We start from the raw sequence: 15,364 nt of genomic DNA, 5'->3' as shown, positions 1-15,364 counted from the left end.
CCCTTGAAGCCACCCTCCGTAACGACCATAACTGACGCTTGATCGCTATCCATTAATTATGCCCCTCTCGATGACCCCTTGACCATGACGCAGACCCTTTCATCCACTCAAGCTCACGCCCTGGCCCAAGAGATCAAAACCTGGGCAAGAGAACTGGGATTTTCAGATTGCGGAATCAGCGACATTGATCTGGATGAGCACGAAACCTACCTTGAACGCTGGCTAGCAGCAGGTTATCACGGTGAGATGGCTTGGATGGCTCATCACGGCCATAAACGCAGCCGTCCTGATGAATTGGTGCCAGGAACACTTCGAATCATCAGTCTCAGGCTCGATTATTTACCCCCCGAGGTCGAAACGACTCAGTTACTCAGTCAGCCCCAAAAGGCCTATATTAGCCGCTATGCTTTAGGGCGGGATTATCACAAGCTGATGCGTAAACGGATTGCACAATTAGCGCAACAGATTGAATCCGTCGCGGGCCCCTATGGTTATCGCGCCTTTGTCGATAGCGCCCCAGTCTTAGAGCGCGCTGTCGCCACTAAAGCCGGGCTAGGCTGGATCGGTAAAAATGCCATGCTGATCCACCCCAAAGCCGGTTCCATGTTTTTCCTCGGGGAACTGTATACTGACCTCCCGTTACCGGCGGATTCCCCATACCCTAAAGATCATTGTGGTAAATGTAACGCCTGCCAAACGGGCTGCCCGACGGATGCTTTTGTTGATGACAAAGTGTTGGATGCGCGACGCTGTATCAGCTATCTCACGATTGAACTGAAAAGTGCCATTCCTGAGGCGTTGCGCCCTTTAATGGGCAACCGGGTATTCGGCTGTGATGATTGCCAATTGGTATGCCCTTGGACACGTTTTACCCGCATCACCCAAGAGGCTGACTTTCATCCAAGGCATGATCTTGACCGACGAGACCTGCTCGATCTATTCCTATGGGATGAAGCCACGTTTCTATCCCGTACTGAAGGTTCTGCCATTCGCCGGATAGGCTATGAACGCTGGTTACGCAATCTTGCCGTTGGATTAGGGAACGCGCCCTACGACCCTGATATTGTCGAGGCTCTCACCCAGCGACTCGACTACCCCTCCGAACTGGTGGCTGAACATATTCAGTGGGCGTTACAGCAGCAATCTCACAAACAGTCAGCCGGTCTCAAGCGCATTCCGACAGAGTTCATCCCGACAGTGTCCGCGCCTTCGATAACAACGAAACACCGATAAAACGTCAGATAATTGACGTTCACGTTTAATACGCTCAAACACATCCACCGCCTCAGGCCACCGAAGCTTCAGAAGTGCCAGCCATTGCTTAATACGCATCAGGCGGATCGGGGGCGACATCTCATCCCATTGGTTCTCAGCATAATCAATCAATAGCCCCAGAACATCATTCATTGTCACTTCAGGAATCGGGGCACCAGCACAAGCCGCTTTAATTTGAAGCGCTAGAAAAGGGTTCGCCAGGGCACTGCGCCCTAGCATAATGTCGGCAACACCACCGACTTCAACACATCGTTGATAATCCTCTAATGTCCAAAGATCTCCGTTGGCCAGTAGCGGGATCGAGACCGTCTCAGCAAGACGTTTCATCCAATGCCAATGGGCAGGCGGGCGATACCCCTGCACTTTGGTTCGACAGTGCACCACCAGTTGCTGAGCACCCGCTGCTTCAATAGCGGCCGCATTCTCCAACGCGAGCGCCGTATCCTCATAACCGAGGCGCATCTTAGCCGTGACTTTAACCCCTTGGCCCATCACAGCATCCACCACACTTCTTACTGTCAGCGCCACCCGTTCAGGGCTACGGAGTAAACGAGCGCCCCCTTCATGCCGGTTGACGATTTTCGCGGGACAGCCAAAGTTCAAATCAATGACCGACACGCCTAATTGAGCCGCCCTCAAGGCATTAGCTCCCAGCATATTGGGATCACTCCCTAATAGCTGTAAATGCACGTCCGTGCCTGACGCGGTCTTCATCTGTTGATCGATTTCAGGGCAAATGCGACGGAATACCCGTGAAGGCAGCACCTGCTGCGTCACTCGAACAAACTCCGTCACACAAAAATCCAGGCCACCAGACGCTGTCAATAAAGCGCGAACAGGTGCATCAATCACGCCTTCCATGGGCGCCAAGCCAATTAAAGGCGTCTTATTTTGAAGTGGGGTCATTTAAAACAGAATCATCAAAGGTGGAACCATTTAAAAAATTGCCATCGGAGTAAGCCCCCCGGAGAAGAGAAAGGCATCAGCATAAGCCGCAAAATCAAAGATCAGTCATAACACAGTACGTCACAAAAAGAGGGCGATTTTGCCGATTCCCTATCCGTGAGACAAGCGCCTCGCGAGGGTGGCACGCAAAAAACATGACTTACACACCGACCAATCCCCCCTAACCCCCAATCAAAGTCATCAAAAATCACATTAAACTTGCTCGCAGATGCGAAATATCCAACGATAGTGCTATTGGCTCAATGGCTCATCTCAGGCTAGAGTGTGCGAACTTTGACCCAAAACATCGTTTTTTCGATGAAAATCAACTCAATATGCACTTAACTTGAATCCGTTTTGAGATCGTGCCTTGAATAAGGACTTACATCACAGTCCTACAGGCCGTCATCATTCAGTTCGATGATCTACAAGTTCAATGGTCTACAAGTTAAATAGCATAACAGGAGCTGCTAATGTCGCCCGGAGCCCTTATCAACGAAGGCTTGAATCTGTTGGTTTACGGTATGGGATTCGTCTTTGTCTTTTTAACACTGCTCGTCATTGCCACCACCGGGATGTCGCGTTTAGTGAATCATTTTGTCAACACTGACACAGAGGCAGAATCACCATCGCCTCAAATGGCATCCACTGAAGATCCCCACTTACCCGTCGTGATTGCCGCAGCACTTCATCATCATCGACACCGACATTGACCGCTGAGTGATTGAGCGCCTCAAGGACTCAGGACTAACGCTCAAAGCGATCCAAAGTAGACGCCAAAACAACAACCGTATCACCATAAAATTTCGCCGGAACCACCACGTTTGACACGGGAAATCCCCCATGACACAAGCAAAACCATTGGGCTTGACGGATGTCGTCTTACGAGATGCCCACCAATCACTGTTTGCAACCCGGCTGCGGCTGGATGACATGTTGCCGATTGCCGCAGAGCTCGATCAAGTGGGCTATTGGTCTCTGGAAACTTGGGGCGGTGCGACCTTTGACAGCTGTATCCGTTACCTGGGAGAAGATCCCTGGGAACGCATTCGAGCGTTAAAAAAGGCTATGCCCAACACGCGCCAACAAATGCTGTTACGTGGACAAAATCTACTGGGCTACCGCCATTATGCTGATGACGTTGTCGATCGCTTTGTCGAACGCGCCGCCTTGAATGGTGTGGATGTCTTTCGGGTATTCGATGCCATGAACGATCCCCGCAACCTGAAGCGGGCGATTGAGGCGGTCAAACGCGAAGGCAAGCATGCGCAGGGCACCTTGTCTTATACCACCAGCCCAGTCCATAACATGGATGCCTGGGTGGATCTGGCCAAGCAAATAGAAGACCTTGGTGCTGACTCTATTGCCATTAAAGACATGTCAGGGATTTTAGCTCCCTACGATGCCTACACACTGGTCAGCCGCCTGAAAGCACAAACGGACCTGGAAGTTCAGCTGCATGCGCATGCCACAGCAGGGCTTTCCGATATGACCATTCTCAAAGCCGTCGAAGCCGGGATTGACCGCGTCGACACCGCCATCTCGTCGATGTCCATGACCTATGGCCATACGGCAACCGAGTCAGTGGTCGCAGCGTTACGAGGCACCGAGCGCGATACCGGGCTGAACTTGGAAAAGCTGGAAGCCATCGCCGCTTATTTCCGCGTTATCCGAAAAAAATACACCGCTTTCGAAGGGGCTCTCAAAGGCACTGATTCACGTATCCTCGTGGCCCAAGTCCCCGGTGGCATGCTGACCAATATGGAAAGTCAGTTACGCGAGCAGGGCGCCAGCGACAAATTTGATGAAGTCCTGAATGAAATCCCACGGGTGAGGGAAGATCTTGGATTTATTCCACTGGTCACGCCCACCTCTCAGATTGTCGGCACACAAGCCGTACTGAATGTTCTGACTGGCGAACGCTACAAATCCATTTCAAAAGAAACCCAGGCCATTCTCAAGGGTGAATACGGGGCAGCCCCCGCGCCTTACAATACAGAATTGCAAACGCGAGTATTGGCCGGTGGGGAAGCCGTGACCTGCCGACCGGCAGATCAGCTGGCGCCCGAGATGGACAAGCTCACAGGCGAGCTACAGCAACTGTCCTCACAAGAAGGCTTTCAGTTGGCCGAAGCTCAAGTCGACGACGTCCTTACCTATGCGCTCTTCCCTCAAATTGGTCTTAAATTTCTCAAAAACCGCGGCAACCCCGCCGCCTTTGAACCAGCCCCGACTGGCGAGGAGAACACCACTGTGTCCACAACGTCCAATACCGGCCCGGCCACTTACACCATTAAAGTTAACGGTCAAAGCTACGTGGTCGAAGTGGCTGAAGGTGGCGATATCAGCCAAGTCAGTGCATCCAGCGAAACTCAACAGGCCGCACCCGCTTCGGCTGGCAGCGGCGCCAGTGTGAAAGCACCTCTGGCAGGCAACATTTTCAAGGTACTGGTCAAACCAGGTGACACGATCCAAGAAGGCGATATTGTCATCATCATGGAAGCCATGAAGATGGAAACCGAAGTCCGTGCCCAAACGGGCGGTACCGTGACTGAAGTCAAGATTCGAGAGGGGGATGCCGTTCAGGTTGATGACCTCTTGATCATGCTCTAAGCCCCAGGAGCTTATTATGGAGAAGTTACTCAACCTGTGGCAGGGCTCAGGGCTTTATAATATGAGCCTGGGTCAAGGCGTCATGATCTTGATCTGTCTGGGCCTGCTCTACTTGGCGATTAAAAAAGGATTTGAACCCCTACTACTGGTGCCGATTGGTTTTGGCGGCCTGCTTGCCAATATTCCCGAAGCCGGGCTGGCTTTATCAGCAGCCGAACAAGCGGTTCATATGCATCAGCCTGAAGTGATGCTGGCGATTGCGCAAGCACTGGCCGTCCCGCTAGACCCAGGGATGACGCTAGGACAGCTCCAATCCATCCTGGCGGAAGTACTGCATAGCAGTGCTAGCCCCATGCAACTGGCCGAAGCTCAAGCCATTGCTCAAACCGCCGGCTACAGCAATGGCATGCTATATAATTTTTATAGCGTCGCGATTGCTTCAGGCGTCGCCCCATTGGTGATTTTCATGGGCGTCGGTGCCATGACGGATTTTGGCCCTCTACTGGCCAACCCAAGAACCCTGTTCCTCGGGGCCGCGGCCCAATTTGGGATCTTCGCCACCCTATTCGGTGCCCTTGGGTTATCCGCTTTAGGCATCATGGATTTTTCTGTCAAACAAGCAGCGGCCATTGGCATCATCGGGGGGGCAGACGGCCCCACGTCAATCTATGTATCAAGTCTGCTCGCGCCTGAATTGTTAGGTGCGATTGCGGTCGCCTCTTACTCCTATATGGCCCTGGTACCCTTGATTCAGCCGCCGATCATGAAAGCGCTGACATCGGCCAAAGAACGCGCCATTGTGATGACACAACTACGTCCGGTCTCTCGCACGGAAAAGATCATTTTCCCGTTGGTGCTTTTAATCTTGGTGGCACTGCTGCTCCCTGATGCTGCCCCATTACTCGGCATGTTTTGCTTTGGCAATTTGATGCGTGAATGTGGTGTCGTAGAACGGCTTTCAGATACCGCTCAAAATGCCTTGATCAATATCACCACGATCTTCCTTGGGTTATCGGTAGGCTCTAAACTCATGGCCGATAAGTTCCTGGCAGTCGAAACCCTCGGCATTCTGGGGCTGGGAGTCATCGCATTTGGCATTGGTACGGCCTGTGGCGTCTTAATGGCAAAACTGATGAACAAAGTCAGCCATCATGCCATCAACCCATTGATCGGCTCTGCAGGGGTATCCGCGGTGCCCATGGCGGCACGTGTTTCGAATAAAGTCGGCCTGGAATCTAACCCGCATAACTTCCTTTTGATGCACGCCATGGGGCCCAATGTGGCAGGTGTCATCGGCTCGGCAGTTGCAGCGGGGGTGATGATCAAATATTTAAGCTAGAGCCCGCAACTTCAGCACTAATAGAATGCTAGGGGGACAACAGCCTTCTCCCCCGACAAAAAACCACAAAAAAGCCCCCACAATTTCGACTGCGGGGGCTTTAATGAACGTCTTGAGAATGGACCATTAACAGGCGGCGCTGTCCTCTTCAACATCTTGAGATGCTTGCCAATGCCAAGCCTCTTCTTGGGCCTCATCGCGCACTAACAAGTCTTCGCTCAGCCATGCCAATGTATCCGCGGTCATACACATAACACCCTCCCTCTTTCGACAGTAAGTCACTCCATGAAGGGCCAACCTACAGCCCTGGCCTTAGCATAGAAGAGGTTATGGAAAGATCAACTCGGATCATCCAGGTGTTGATCTCTGAGCTGAGGGTCCAGCCCTTTGGCCGCCAGACGCGGTTGGCGATGCTGCGCACTGTAAAGGTGCTCTAAGCCTCGAAACAGTAAAATAATTGCTCCAGCAATCAATAGATAAAGCGCACCCGCCAATAAAAAGAACTCCATGCTCATATAAGTCCGAGCAATTACATTGCGCGTCATTCCGGTCAAATCAAGCAAGGTGATAGTGGATGCGAGCGCACTACCCTTCAGCATCAAAATGACTTCATTCCCGTAAGCGGGCAAAATAATCCCGAAAGCACGCGGCAAAATAATGTGTCGATACTGCTGGTAACGATTCATTCCAATGGCTTGAGCCGCTTCAACCTCTCCTCTAGGGACAGACTGAATCGCACCTCGAAAAAGCTCCGCAATATAAGCCGTCGTATTCAATGTAAATGCAATAATGGCACACCAATACGGTTGGGAAAGGACTTCATCCCATAACCATCCCAGATCACGGATCGCTTCAAATTGAGACAGGCCGTAATAGACCAAAAAAATTTGAACCAAAAGCGGGGTACCACGAAAAAAGAAAATATAAGCGTAAGGCAGACCCCAGACCCAAGGTGACTTCGCCACCCGCATTAACGCCATCGGAATCGCTAAACACACTCCAATCAGGCCTGACACCACAACCAGTTGAAGCGTCAGCCCCGCCCCATCCAATAATTTAGGCAAATACTTAGCGTAAGAGGCCCAAGGCTCGGCATCACCAGCCATACTCATTAACCAGGTATGCAGTTGATCCATTATGCGCGCGCCTCCTCAAATCCACGGTTGGCCCGACGTTCCAGCCAGCGCGTCACCTGCATACTGATAATGGTCAGCGTTAAATAAATCAAAGCCGCCGCCATATAAAAGGTAAAAGGCTCTTTCGTGTTGCCAGCAGCCACATAAGCCTGCCGCATTAATTCGTTAAGTCCGACAACAGAAACCAACGCCGTATCTTTTAACAGCACTAAGAAAAGGTTACCCAGCCCAGGAATGGCAATACGCCAGAGCTGTGGCAGCTCAATATGCCAGAAAATGGCCCAAGGTCTCATCCCAATGGCCAAAGCCGCTTCACGCTGACCTTTAGGGATTTCCAACATGGCACTGCGGAATACTTCGGTCGCATAGGCGCCAAATGCAAGCGATAAAGCCGCAACCCCAGCGGTAAAAGGACCCACTTCAATATAGCGACCGAGCAACCAATTCAGTAGCGTCGAGGTGCCGTAATAAAGAATCAACACCAGAAGAAGCTCGGGAATACCACGGATCAGCGTGGTATACAGAGTCCCAATCGCATGCAGCGACCGGATTGGAGAAAGTTTAGCCGCTGCCCCAAGTAGCCCGAACAAGAGGCCGAATACGAGGCTGGTGACAGCCAGCTGAAGTGTCACCCAAAAGCCAGAGATTAACAGGTGGCCAAAGCCATGGAGTTCCATATCAACTCATCGCCTCAAAATGAAACACCCGGCCCTAATAGGCCGGGGCGAAATCACATCCGCTATGCCACACTCATGCTCACCTGAGGCCAACATGATTTCAAAGGGCGCCAACCATCCTGTTTGGCGCGCCATTTCAGGGCCCAACGTTGAGCCTCAATAAATCGAGAACGGGAAGTACTTGGCATTAATTTTGGCATAAGTTCCGTTATCGATAATGTCTTGGATCGCTTGATTTAAACGCTCGCGTAATGGATCACCTTGACGCACTGCAATGCCAATACGGTCATTAATATCAATATCGTCGCCTTTGAACTCAAAGGCCTGTCCTTGAGGCGCTTTTAACCAATCGTAAGCCGGGTATTTATCTGTCAACAACGCATCAAGGCGACCATTAGCCAAATCGATATAGGCATTGTCTTGAGTGTCATAGAGCTTGACCTCAACGCCTTGATCGGCATAGTCATCTTCTAAAATCTGCGCTGAAATGGTCGCTCTTTGCGCGCCAATGACTTTATCTTTGAGGTTATCACGGTCTAGGGTATCGGCTTTAGGAGCGACAAAGGCCAAAACATTAGAGTAATAGCGTTGGGTAAAATCGACCACACGTTGACGCTCAGGCGTGATCGACATCGATGCAATGATGGCATCAAACTTGTGCACTTTAAGGCCTGGAATTAAACCATCCCAATCTTGAGCAACCACTTCGCACGTCACTTGCATTTGTTCGCATAAAGCATGCGCAATATCGACATCAAAGCCCTGCAGTTCGCCATTAGCGTCTACATATTCAAAAGGGGCTAAATTACCTTCAGTGGCAAAACGAACCGTTTCAGCCGCCGCCGGGGTAGCTATTGCAAACGATGCCCCGACAGCCAAACACAATGCATAAAGTGACGTACGAAGTTTCATTGAGGTTTCTATCCGTTTTCAATCATTAATAAATGGAGAATGGGAAATACTTGGCATTGATCTCGGCATAAGTGCCATTGGCCACAATTTCCGACAAGGCTTTATTCAAACGTTCACGCAGCGCGTTATCCTGCTTACGCACGGCAATACCGATTTTATCATCGATATCAATATCATCACCTTTAAACTCAAACCCTTGGCCTTCATCAGTTTTCAGCCAGTCATAGGCCGGAAATTTGTCAGACAATAAGCCATCTAAGCGGCCTGAAGCCAAATCTAGATAGGCATTATCCTGGGTGTCATATAACTTAATATTGGCGACATCACCTAAGTGATCTTCCAGATACTGGCCGGCAATCGTCGCACGCTGCGCTCCTAGCGTCTTGCCCTCTAGATCGGCTTTTGCGATGGGGAAGGCTTCATCTTTGGGTGCCACATAGGCCAAGACATTAGAGTAATAGGGATCAGTAAACGAAACCGCTTTCTGACGTTCAGGCGTAATCGACATAGAAGCAATAATGGCATCATATTTATGTGCCATCAGCCCAGGGATGATACCATCCCAATCCTGGGTCACAATCTCACAATCGGCCTTCATTTCAGCACACAAGGCCTTGGCAATATCGACATCAAACCCCTGAGGCTTCCCGGCATTATCCATAAAGTTAAAAGGCGCATAAGCCCCTTCAGTTGCCATTCGGATCGTATCCGCATGGGCCAGCCCTAACACAGAGGAAGAAAGGAACAATACAGCGGCTAATTTACGGGTTATCGTCATAATGGTTTTCCTTGCATTTATCATTATTGGATCAAGGTGAGTGAATGGCCATATGGACATTCATTCAAGTCGTACACATCAGCAGTTGATGCGAACAAAAAAGCAGTTTAGTTCAAACAATAACGTCATGATCAATATAGCCAATGAAGCCTATCCAGCCATTACAAATGGCTAGAGAGAAATTCTCGACAACGCGCAGAAGAGGGATTACCAAAGACTTGATCAGGCGGACCGTACTCTTCCACTCGTCCTTGATGTAAAAACATCACTTGGCTTGACACATCACGAGCAAAACGCATCTCGTGAGTCACAATTAACATCGTACGCCCTTCATCGGCTAAATCCCGCATCACGGTCAAGACTTCGTTCACCAGTTCAGGGTCCAATGCTGATGTCGGCTCATCAAAGAGCATGACTTCTGGGTCCATGGCCAAAGTCCGCGCAATCGCAATACGTTGTTGCTGGCCACCGGACAGTTGGTTGGGATAGGCATGGCGCTTCTCGTAGAGACCGACTTTTTTAAGGAGCGTCTCAGCACGCGCAATCGCTTCATCCTTGGAACGCCCAAGCACTTGACGCTGCCCTAACGTAATATTGTCGAGGATGGTTTTGTGCGGCCATAAATTAAAGCTTTGAAACACAAAACCAATGCGGGCACGCATGCGCTCCAACTGACGACGTTCAACTGCGCGAAGCCCCCCTTTGCCATCAGCACTCAGCGCAAGAGACTCTCCCCGTAATTCAATTTCGCCTTTAGAGGGATGTTCTAGAAGGTTAAGGCAGCGTAAGAAAGTCGATTTTCCCGAACCACTTGAACCAATAATAGAGATGACATCACCATCCTGGGCCGTCAGTGAAATCCCTTTCAGTACTTCAACATCGCCGTACTGCTTATGAATATTCACCACCTCAAGAGCGGCAGGTGCTTGAGTCATACATCATCCCCCGAGGTGCTCCAGCCTTGTGAACTGATGGCACCCATTGCCTTATAGGTGTTTAACCGGCAGCAAGCCAAACGGGTATGGCCCATGCCGGTAACGAAAAGGGCGTATTATTCCCCTAATGTATCGACTTTTCCAGCCGAACTATATAAAGAAGCCATATTCATACCCCAAGCGGAACTCTTCAGGGATATTGCTTGCTCCAAAGAGACTCATCAGTAGGTCATGATGATGGCCGATTAACACCACACTCAAAGGATGCCCAACATGGTGTTTGCTGTATATGAACAAGGCATGCGAATTCGTACGCCAGTCAACAAATTGCTCAGGCGTGATGGCATAAGCAAAACCAATGCCAGCCTGCCTAGTCGTCCACCAGCTGACGAAAGCGGCGATTGGGATCACTTTCGTAACATTCAAGACCAGTTACAGTCTCAATCAGCACATCAGTCAACCACTAAGCGCGTCCCTGACTTTGCAACGACGGCCATCACAGAGCAAACACCTAACGAAGTTCCCACCCAGCACGATACAGTGAACGATCCAAACGCGCATGGAGATCACAACCAAAGCAGTGATCAGAACCGGAACAGTGGCTATGGGATTCGCGCTTATCAAAAAACGGCTGAACAGCTCCCCGATAGCCCTGACCACAGTTTACCCGCCGCTCAAGTCATGCGTCAGGATGTCATTACAGGAGAAGCCGACTGGCATGCAGCAGAAGCGTGGCAGCAACTGATACAGCACGGCATTCATGTCTTACCGCTGCTGTCCTCAGGTGAGCTAGTTGGATTAATCAGTGATAAAGATTTACTGCGGGAAATGTCTGGTGTTGGTCGTCGGGCCCGTGAAGGCAAGGCCTTCAAAGATTTGACCGCACAAGACGTCATGTCAAGACCATTAATCACTGCAGCCCCTGATACCGATGTGCGCGATGTTGCACGCGTCATGTTGGCGCAGGATCTACGCGCCATGCCTATTTTAGGGGATGATGAAGAGCTCGTCGGGCTGATTACTCGCTCAGATTTATTACTGGCGCTCACCAATCATTCCATGGAGCTCTGGACATAACACCACACGATGATGCACAGAGATCAAGAGAAATGTGTCAACCACGCGGCCATTAACAGTCGTTCAATAGCGATTAACCAGCTGCGTCAATTTATCTTGAAGTTGGCGCTCTTGGCGTTCTTTTTCTCGATCTTTACGCTTTTTATCCAGTGCCTTCAGCTCATCTTGCGCATGTTGAGCTTCTTCAGCCGTCACAAATCCCGCATTATGTCCTTGCAAATCAAGCCGAACGGCACCTGTGCGCAGACAACGTAAATAGCGGGGTGTCTTGACATAGTGAGCCAAGGCCCGACGCACTAACTTAATATCCAGCTGATCGATTTCAGCTAATGTTTCATGCAACCCAATCTGCAAGGGCTGCGGCTGTTCCAGCATAAAAGTATTCGGATAGCGCTGACACCAGCTGCGAAGCACTTCCTTAGGGTGAAGCTTGTTGTCGCTTTCACCCTGACTCGACGTCGTGTCTTCTTGATCATCCATGCCCTGATCACCAACGCCTTGACCTACCGCGATCTTTTGCTCACTCAGAGCTTGATCTATCGCCTTATCCGGAGGCCCCTCTTCTTGTCCCGGTTGATCATCAGTCAAGACCTTTTCATTCAGATTTGGCCCAACATCTTCAGCCGACGCGACCGACTCAGCGGATACCAGAGGCTCAGCGGATACGGCAACGGCTGCTGCCTCTGGCTCACTGCCTGAAAACCCATCAAAACGCGCCTCAAGCTGCTGCAGTAACGCATCTAAGGTTTGATCTTCAGGCTGTGCCAACACGCGCGCTAAACGCTTGTGACAGTCAGTCAACTGTGTCACCAAACCTTGTGCTTGAGCCTTCATTTCCCATGCCTGTGCTTGCGTCGCCTGTAATGAGACCGACTGCTCAGCCAGTTGCTCACGGAGCTGCTGATTATCGGCCTGGGTCGCAACCAGCACGCCCATGGTCTGATCAATGTGTTGGGCAAGTTGTTCAAAGGCCTGATCCAAGCCTAAAGCCGTGTTGGATTGTGACATCAGCCACCCTCTTACATGGCGCCCCTGAGCATTGGACGCAAAACGATAATAAACAAGCTTGTGCGACAAGCCCCTGCACGATCATGATACGGTCAGCCAATGAGACTGCTCGGCCGTACCCCAGTATTCGATACGGCCCACGCAAGATCACCTGTCATCCAGTGCTAACCCTTTTTATACAGATTGGCGCTGCAAAACACACACGTCATAAGGGTACCGATTCCCCTCACCGCCAGGATAGACATCTTGACTGGTACAGTGCCATTGTGCGGGATCGAGCTCAGGGAACCAAGCGTCGCCAACAGGCTGCGCATGCACTAGCGTCTGATAAAGGCGTTGAGCATGCGGTAACATTTGGCGGTAAATCTGAGCCCCGCCAATGACCATGATCTCTTCAGCCCCATCGATCAAGGCCTGCCCGTCAGCGACTTTGAGCGCCTGCGCCAAATCGTATACCACCTTCACTCCGGCTGGCGCGAAATTTTGATCACGCGTCACCACGATATTCAAGCGTCCAGGAAGTGGCCGCCCGATCGACTCAAACGTTTTACGCCCCATAATCAAGGGCTTTCCCATCGTCACCCGTTTGAAGTGCTTCAACTCTTCAGGCAAATACCAGGGCATGGCATTGCCATGACCAATCACTTGATTCTCAGCCATCGCTACAATTAATGCGACCGGATGATCTAGCGCACTCACAACCTGAGCCAATGCCGACTCATCGGCGACTGTATTAGAAACCATCATCACACCGCCACCGGGGCTTTAATATGAGGATGAGATTGATAATCCAGCAGTTCAATATCCTCAAAACGAAAATCCAACAAAGATTTGACTTCGGGATTCAGCTTCAGCTGGGGTAACGCCAAGGGCTCACGAGAAAGCTGCAGATCAGCCTGTTCGAGATGATTACTGTAGAGGTGAGCATCCCCTAAAGTATGCACAAAATCGCCCACATCCAAATCGCAGGCTTGTGCCACCATGTGCGTTAACAGGGCATAGCTGGCAATATTAAACGGCACGCCTAAAAAGATATCGGCACTGCGTTGATATAACTGACAGGATAGACGCCCCTCAGCAACATAAAATTGGAACAAGCAATGGCAAGGAGGCAGTTTCATCTCATCAATCTGGGCCGGGTTCCAGGCCGATACAATCAATCGCCGACTGTCAGGATTGCAACGAATCTGCTCAACCAGACGCGTGATTTGGTCAATATGCCCGCCATGATGATCCGGCCAGCTACGCCATTGATACCCATAAACAGGCCCTAGATCACCATTTTCATCGGCCCACTCATCCCAAATACGCACACCATTTTCTTTTAAATAACGGATATTGGTGTCGCCATTCAGAAACCACAACAGCTCATGGATAATTGAACGCAGATGCAGCTTTTTCGTGGTCACCACAGGAAAGCCCTGGCGCAGATCAAATCGCATCTGATGACCAAACACAGAGAGGGTTCCAGTTCCTGTACGGTCCTCTTTACGAACCCCTTCGTTACGCACTCGGCGCATCAGATCCAGATATTGTTGCATGCTTAACACTCAAACTTAGATGAATGATCAATAAATGAGGTTGAAAAATCACTTTCAGGCCAAGGTTAACATGGGCTGAATAACAATGGCCTTATTAACAATGGCCTTATTAACAATGGCCTTATTAACAATGGCCTTTTAACCATGACCTGAATAAGAAGCTAGTGAGCGTGGCCTGGTTTGAACATTGTCGCAGGTCGCAGTAAAAGCCATATCCCGATCACCATCATCGGAATCGACAGCAACTGCCCCATAGTCAACCAGTTCATCGCAATAAAACCCAGCTGCGCATCCGGCTCTCTCGCAAACTCAACCAATGTTCGAAATACGCCATATCCTAACAGGAAAAGTCCGGCGACCCGTCCCTGAGCACGAGGTTTTGACGAATATAGCCACAACACCGTAAATAGCACGACGCCTTCCAGCGCAAACTCATACAACTGCGAAGGGTGCCTTGGCAAAGGACCGGCGCCGGGGAAAACCATACCGACCCATAAGTCAGTGGGACGGCCCCATAATTCACCATTAATAAAATTACCCAAGCGCCCTAACCCCAGCCCAATCGGCACCATAGGGGCAATAAAATCGCCCAAGGCAAGTAAGGTTAACTGGTGACGACGCGCATACAGCAACATGGCCAAGACAACACCAATCAACCCGCCATGGAAGGACATACCGCCTTCCCAGACTTTAAATAACCAGAGAGGCTCAGCAAGCACACGATCAAAGTGATAGAAAATGGCATAGCCTATTCGCCCACCTAGAATCACCCCTAGAGCCCCATAAAACACCAGGTCGCCAACCTGCTCGTGGGTCAACCCCAGCCGCGATGCACGTTTTCGTGCCAGCCACCAAGCGCCAGTAAAACCAAACAAATACATCAAACCATACCAGTGAACCTGCAGGGGCCCGAGGCTTACTGCCACTGGATCAATATGGGGGTATTGCAGCATGATGTCTCCGGTTATTCATTTCAGTCAACGAAAGCGGGATTGCCTATATCTGGGTGCTGACAACATCGAGCACACATAAGTTCGATCATGCGCAAGGGGCTGTAACTATCGTCATGACACCACTCCCAACGACATCAATACCCCAAAAGCAATGCTCAAAAACTGAGCCCCAAAA

Annotated in this window: 16 protein-coding genes; 5 read left to right on the top strand and 11 right to left on the bottom strand. The window is 50.6% G+C overall.

Annotated elements, in window-relative coordinates; genetic code table 11:
- Positions 1-84 precede the first annotated feature (84 nt).
- The gene (gene queG / locus BFW38_RS01540) at positions 85-1,233 is read left to right on the top strand and encodes a tRNA epoxyqueuosine(34) reductase QueG (protein ID WP_068996803.1); all 1,149 of its coding nucleotides are present in this window, start codon (positions 85-87) and stop codon (positions 1,231-1,233) included.
- Here the strand turns inward: queG and BFW38_RS01535 are convergent.
- Positions 1,156-2,181, bottom strand: a complete 1,026-nt coding sequence (locus BFW38_RS01535; protein WP_068996802.1) for a tRNA dihydrouridine synthase — start codon at positions 2,179-2,181, stop codon at positions 1,156-1,158. The two genes, queG and BFW38_RS01535, sit on opposite strands and share 78 nt — an antisense overlap.
- 512 nt (positions 2,182-2,693) lie before the next feature.
- Between BFW38_RS01535 and BFW38_RS01530 the strand changes: the two genes are divergently transcribed.
- The 3 genes from BFW38_RS01530 to BFW38_RS01520 all read left to right on the top strand — a co-directional run bounded on the left by BFW38_RS01530 (position 2,694) and on the right by BFW38_RS01520 (position 6,172).
- Complete coding sequence (locus BFW38_RS01530; RefSeq protein ID WP_068996801.1) at positions 2,694-2,933, top strand: OadG family protein; 240 nt, start codon at positions 2,694-2,696, stop codon at positions 2,931-2,933.
- A gap of 130 nt (positions 2,934-3,063) precedes the next feature.
- Positions 3,064-4,833, top strand: a complete 1,770-nt coding sequence (gene oadA / locus BFW38_RS01525) for a sodium-extruding oxaloacetate decarboxylase subunit alpha (RefSeq protein ID WP_068996800.1) — start codon at positions 3,064-3,066, stop codon at positions 4,831-4,833.
- A 16-nt stretch (positions 4,834-4,849) separates the two neighbouring features.
- Complete coding sequence (locus BFW38_RS01520; RefSeq protein ID WP_068996799.1) at positions 4,850-6,172, top strand: sodium ion-translocating decarboxylase subunit beta; 1,323 nt, start codon at positions 4,850-4,852, stop codon at positions 6,170-6,172.
- 126 nt (positions 6,173-6,298) lie between these two features.
- Here the strand turns inward: BFW38_RS01520 and BFW38_RS18275 are convergent, their stop codons facing one another.
- The 6 genes from BFW38_RS18275 to BFW38_RS01495 form a co-directional block, all read right to left on the bottom strand.
- Positions 6,299-6,424, bottom strand: coding sequence for a hypothetical protein (locus BFW38_RS18275; RefSeq protein ID WP_281180349.1), 126 nt, complete (start codon positions 6,422-6,424; stop codon positions 6,299-6,301).
- Between the two features lie 86 nt (positions 6,425-6,510).
- Entirely contained in the window at positions 6,511-7,308 is a 798-nt protein-coding gene (locus BFW38_RS01515; protein ID WP_342668830.1) for an ABC transporter permease, read from the bottom strand.
- A complete protein-coding gene (locus BFW38_RS01510; protein WP_068996798.1) occupies positions 7,308-7,985 on the bottom strand; it encodes an ABC transporter permease in 678 nt (225 codons plus the stop codon). The genes BFW38_RS01515 and BFW38_RS01510 overlap by 1 nt, the downstream gene beginning before the upstream one ends.
- A 156-nt stretch (positions 7,986-8,141) precedes the next feature.
- Entirely contained in the window at positions 8,142-8,897 is a 756-nt protein-coding gene (locus BFW38_RS01505; protein WP_068996797.1) for an ABC transporter substrate-binding protein, read from the bottom strand.
- Between the two features lie 25 nt (positions 8,898-8,922).
- Positions 8,923-9,675: an ABC transporter substrate-binding protein gene (locus BFW38_RS01500; protein ID WP_139116536.1), complete on the bottom strand. Its 753-nt coding sequence runs from the start codon at positions 9,673-9,675 to the stop codon at positions 8,923-8,925.
- A 161-nt stretch (positions 9,676-9,836) separates the two neighbouring features.
- Positions 9,837-10,610 carry an ABC transporter ATP-binding protein gene (locus tag BFW38_RS01495; RefSeq protein ID WP_068996795.1) on the bottom strand — a complete coding sequence of 258 codons (774 nt, stop codon included), beginning with the start codon at positions 10,608-10,610 and terminating at the stop codon, positions 9,837-9,839.
- Positions 10,611-10,883: 273 nt separating this feature from the next.
- Between BFW38_RS01495 and BFW38_RS01490 the strand changes: the two genes are divergently transcribed.
- A complete protein-coding gene (locus BFW38_RS01490; protein WP_068996794.1) occupies positions 10,884-11,687 on the top strand; it encodes a CBS domain-containing protein in 804 nt (267 codons plus the stop codon).
- 63 nt (positions 11,688-11,750) lie between these two features.
- Here the strand turns inward: BFW38_RS01490 and BFW38_RS01485 are convergent, their stop codons facing one another.
- The 4 genes from BFW38_RS01485 to lgt all read right to left on the bottom strand — a co-directional run bounded on the left by BFW38_RS01485 (position 11,751) and on the right by lgt (position 15,189).
- Positions 11,751-12,695 (bottom strand): ProQ/FINO family protein, encoded by a 945-nt coding sequence (locus tag BFW38_RS01485; RefSeq protein ID WP_068996793.1) that lies wholly within the window; start codon positions 12,693-12,695, stop codon positions 11,751-11,753.
- Between the two features lie 174 nt (positions 12,696-12,869).
- Positions 12,870-13,442, bottom strand: a complete 573-nt coding sequence (locus BFW38_RS01480; protein WP_281180348.1) for a dihydrofolate reductase — start codon at positions 13,440-13,442, stop codon at positions 12,870-12,872.
- Positions 13,442-14,236 carry a thymidylate synthase gene (locus tag BFW38_RS01475; protein WP_068996792.1) on the bottom strand — a complete coding sequence of 265 codons (795 nt, stop codon included), beginning with the start codon at positions 14,234-14,236 and terminating at the stop codon, positions 13,442-13,444. The genes BFW38_RS01480 and BFW38_RS01475 overlap by 1 nt, the downstream gene beginning before the upstream one ends.
- Positions 14,237-14,397: 161 nt before the next feature.
- Positions 14,398-15,189 (bottom strand): prolipoprotein diacylglyceryl transferase, encoded by a 792-nt coding sequence (gene lgt, locus BFW38_RS01470; protein WP_068996791.1) that lies wholly within the window; start codon positions 15,187-15,189, stop codon positions 14,398-14,400.
- Positions 15,190-15,364 lie beyond the last annotated feature (175 nt).

The organism is Terasakiispira papahanaumokuakeensis (assembly GCF_001709345.1).
GTDB lineage: Bacteria > Pseudomonadota > Gammaproteobacteria > Pseudomonadales > Halomonadaceae > Terasakiispira > Terasakiispira papahanaumokuakeensis.
The sequence above is the reverse complement of the archived record's forward strand: the minus strand, read 5'-3'. Positions and strand labels throughout refer to the sequence as shown.

Bases quoted from the DNA above. Each gene is read 5' to 3' on its own strand.
- BFW38_RS01475 (WP_068996792.1), bottom strand. From the start codon at position 14,236: ATGCAACAATATCTGGATCTGATGCGCCGAGTGCGTAACGAAGGGGTT.
- BFW38_RS01490 (WP_068996794.1), top strand. From the start codon at position 10,884: ATGGTGTTTGCTGTATATGAACAAGGCATGCGAATTCGTACGCCAGTC.
- queG (WP_068996803.1), top strand. From the start codon at position 85: ATGACGCAGACCCTTTCATCCACTCAAGCTCACGCCCTGGCCCAAGAG.
- BFW38_RS01520 (WP_068996799.1), top strand. From the start codon at position 4,850: ATGGAGAAGTTACTCAACCTGTGGCAGGGCTCAGGGCTTTATAATATG.
- BFW38_RS01495 (WP_068996795.1), bottom strand. From the start codon at position 10,610: ATGACTCAAGCACCTGCCGCTCTTGAGGTGGTGAATATTCATAAGCAG.
- BFW38_RS01485 (WP_068996793.1), bottom strand. From the start codon at position 12,695: ATGTCACAATCCAACACGGCTTTAGGCTTGGATCAGGCCTTTGAACAA.
- BFW38_RS01500 (WP_139116536.1), bottom strand. From the start codon at position 9,675: ATGACGATAACCCGTAAATTAGCCGCTGTATTGTTCCTTTCTTCCTCT.
- BFW38_RS01535 (WP_068996802.1), bottom strand. From the start codon at position 2,181: ATGACCCCACTTCAAAATAAGACGCCTTTAATTGGCTTGGCGCCCATG.
- oadA (WP_068996800.1), top strand. From the start codon at position 3,064: ATGACACAAGCAAAACCATTGGGCTTGACGGATGTCGTCTTACGAGAT.
- BFW38_RS18275 (WP_281180349.1), bottom strand. From the start codon at position 6,424: ATGTGTATGACCGCGGATACATTGGCATGGCTGAGCGAAGACTTGTTA.
- BFW38_RS01480 (WP_281180348.1), bottom strand. From the start codon at position 13,442: ATGATGGTTTCTAATACAGTCGCCGATGAGTCGGCATTGGCTCAGGTT.
- lgt (WP_068996791.1), bottom strand. From the start codon at position 15,189: ATGCTGCAATACCCCCATATTGATCCAGTGGCAGTAAGCCTCGGGCCC.
- BFW38_RS01510 (WP_068996798.1), bottom strand. From the start codon at position 7,985: ATGGAACTCCATGGCTTTGGCCACCTGTTAATCTCTGGCTTTTGGGTG.
- BFW38_RS01505 (WP_068996797.1), bottom strand. From the start codon at position 8,897: ATGAAACTTCGTACGTCACTTTATGCATTGTGTTTGGCTGTCGGGGCA.
- BFW38_RS01530 (WP_068996801.1), top strand. From the start codon at position 2,694: ATGTCGCCCGGAGCCCTTATCAACGAAGGCTTGAATCTGTTGGTTTAC.
- BFW38_RS01515 (WP_342668830.1), bottom strand. From the start codon at position 7,308: ATGGATCAACTGCATACCTGGTTAATGAGTATGGCTGGTGATGCCGAG.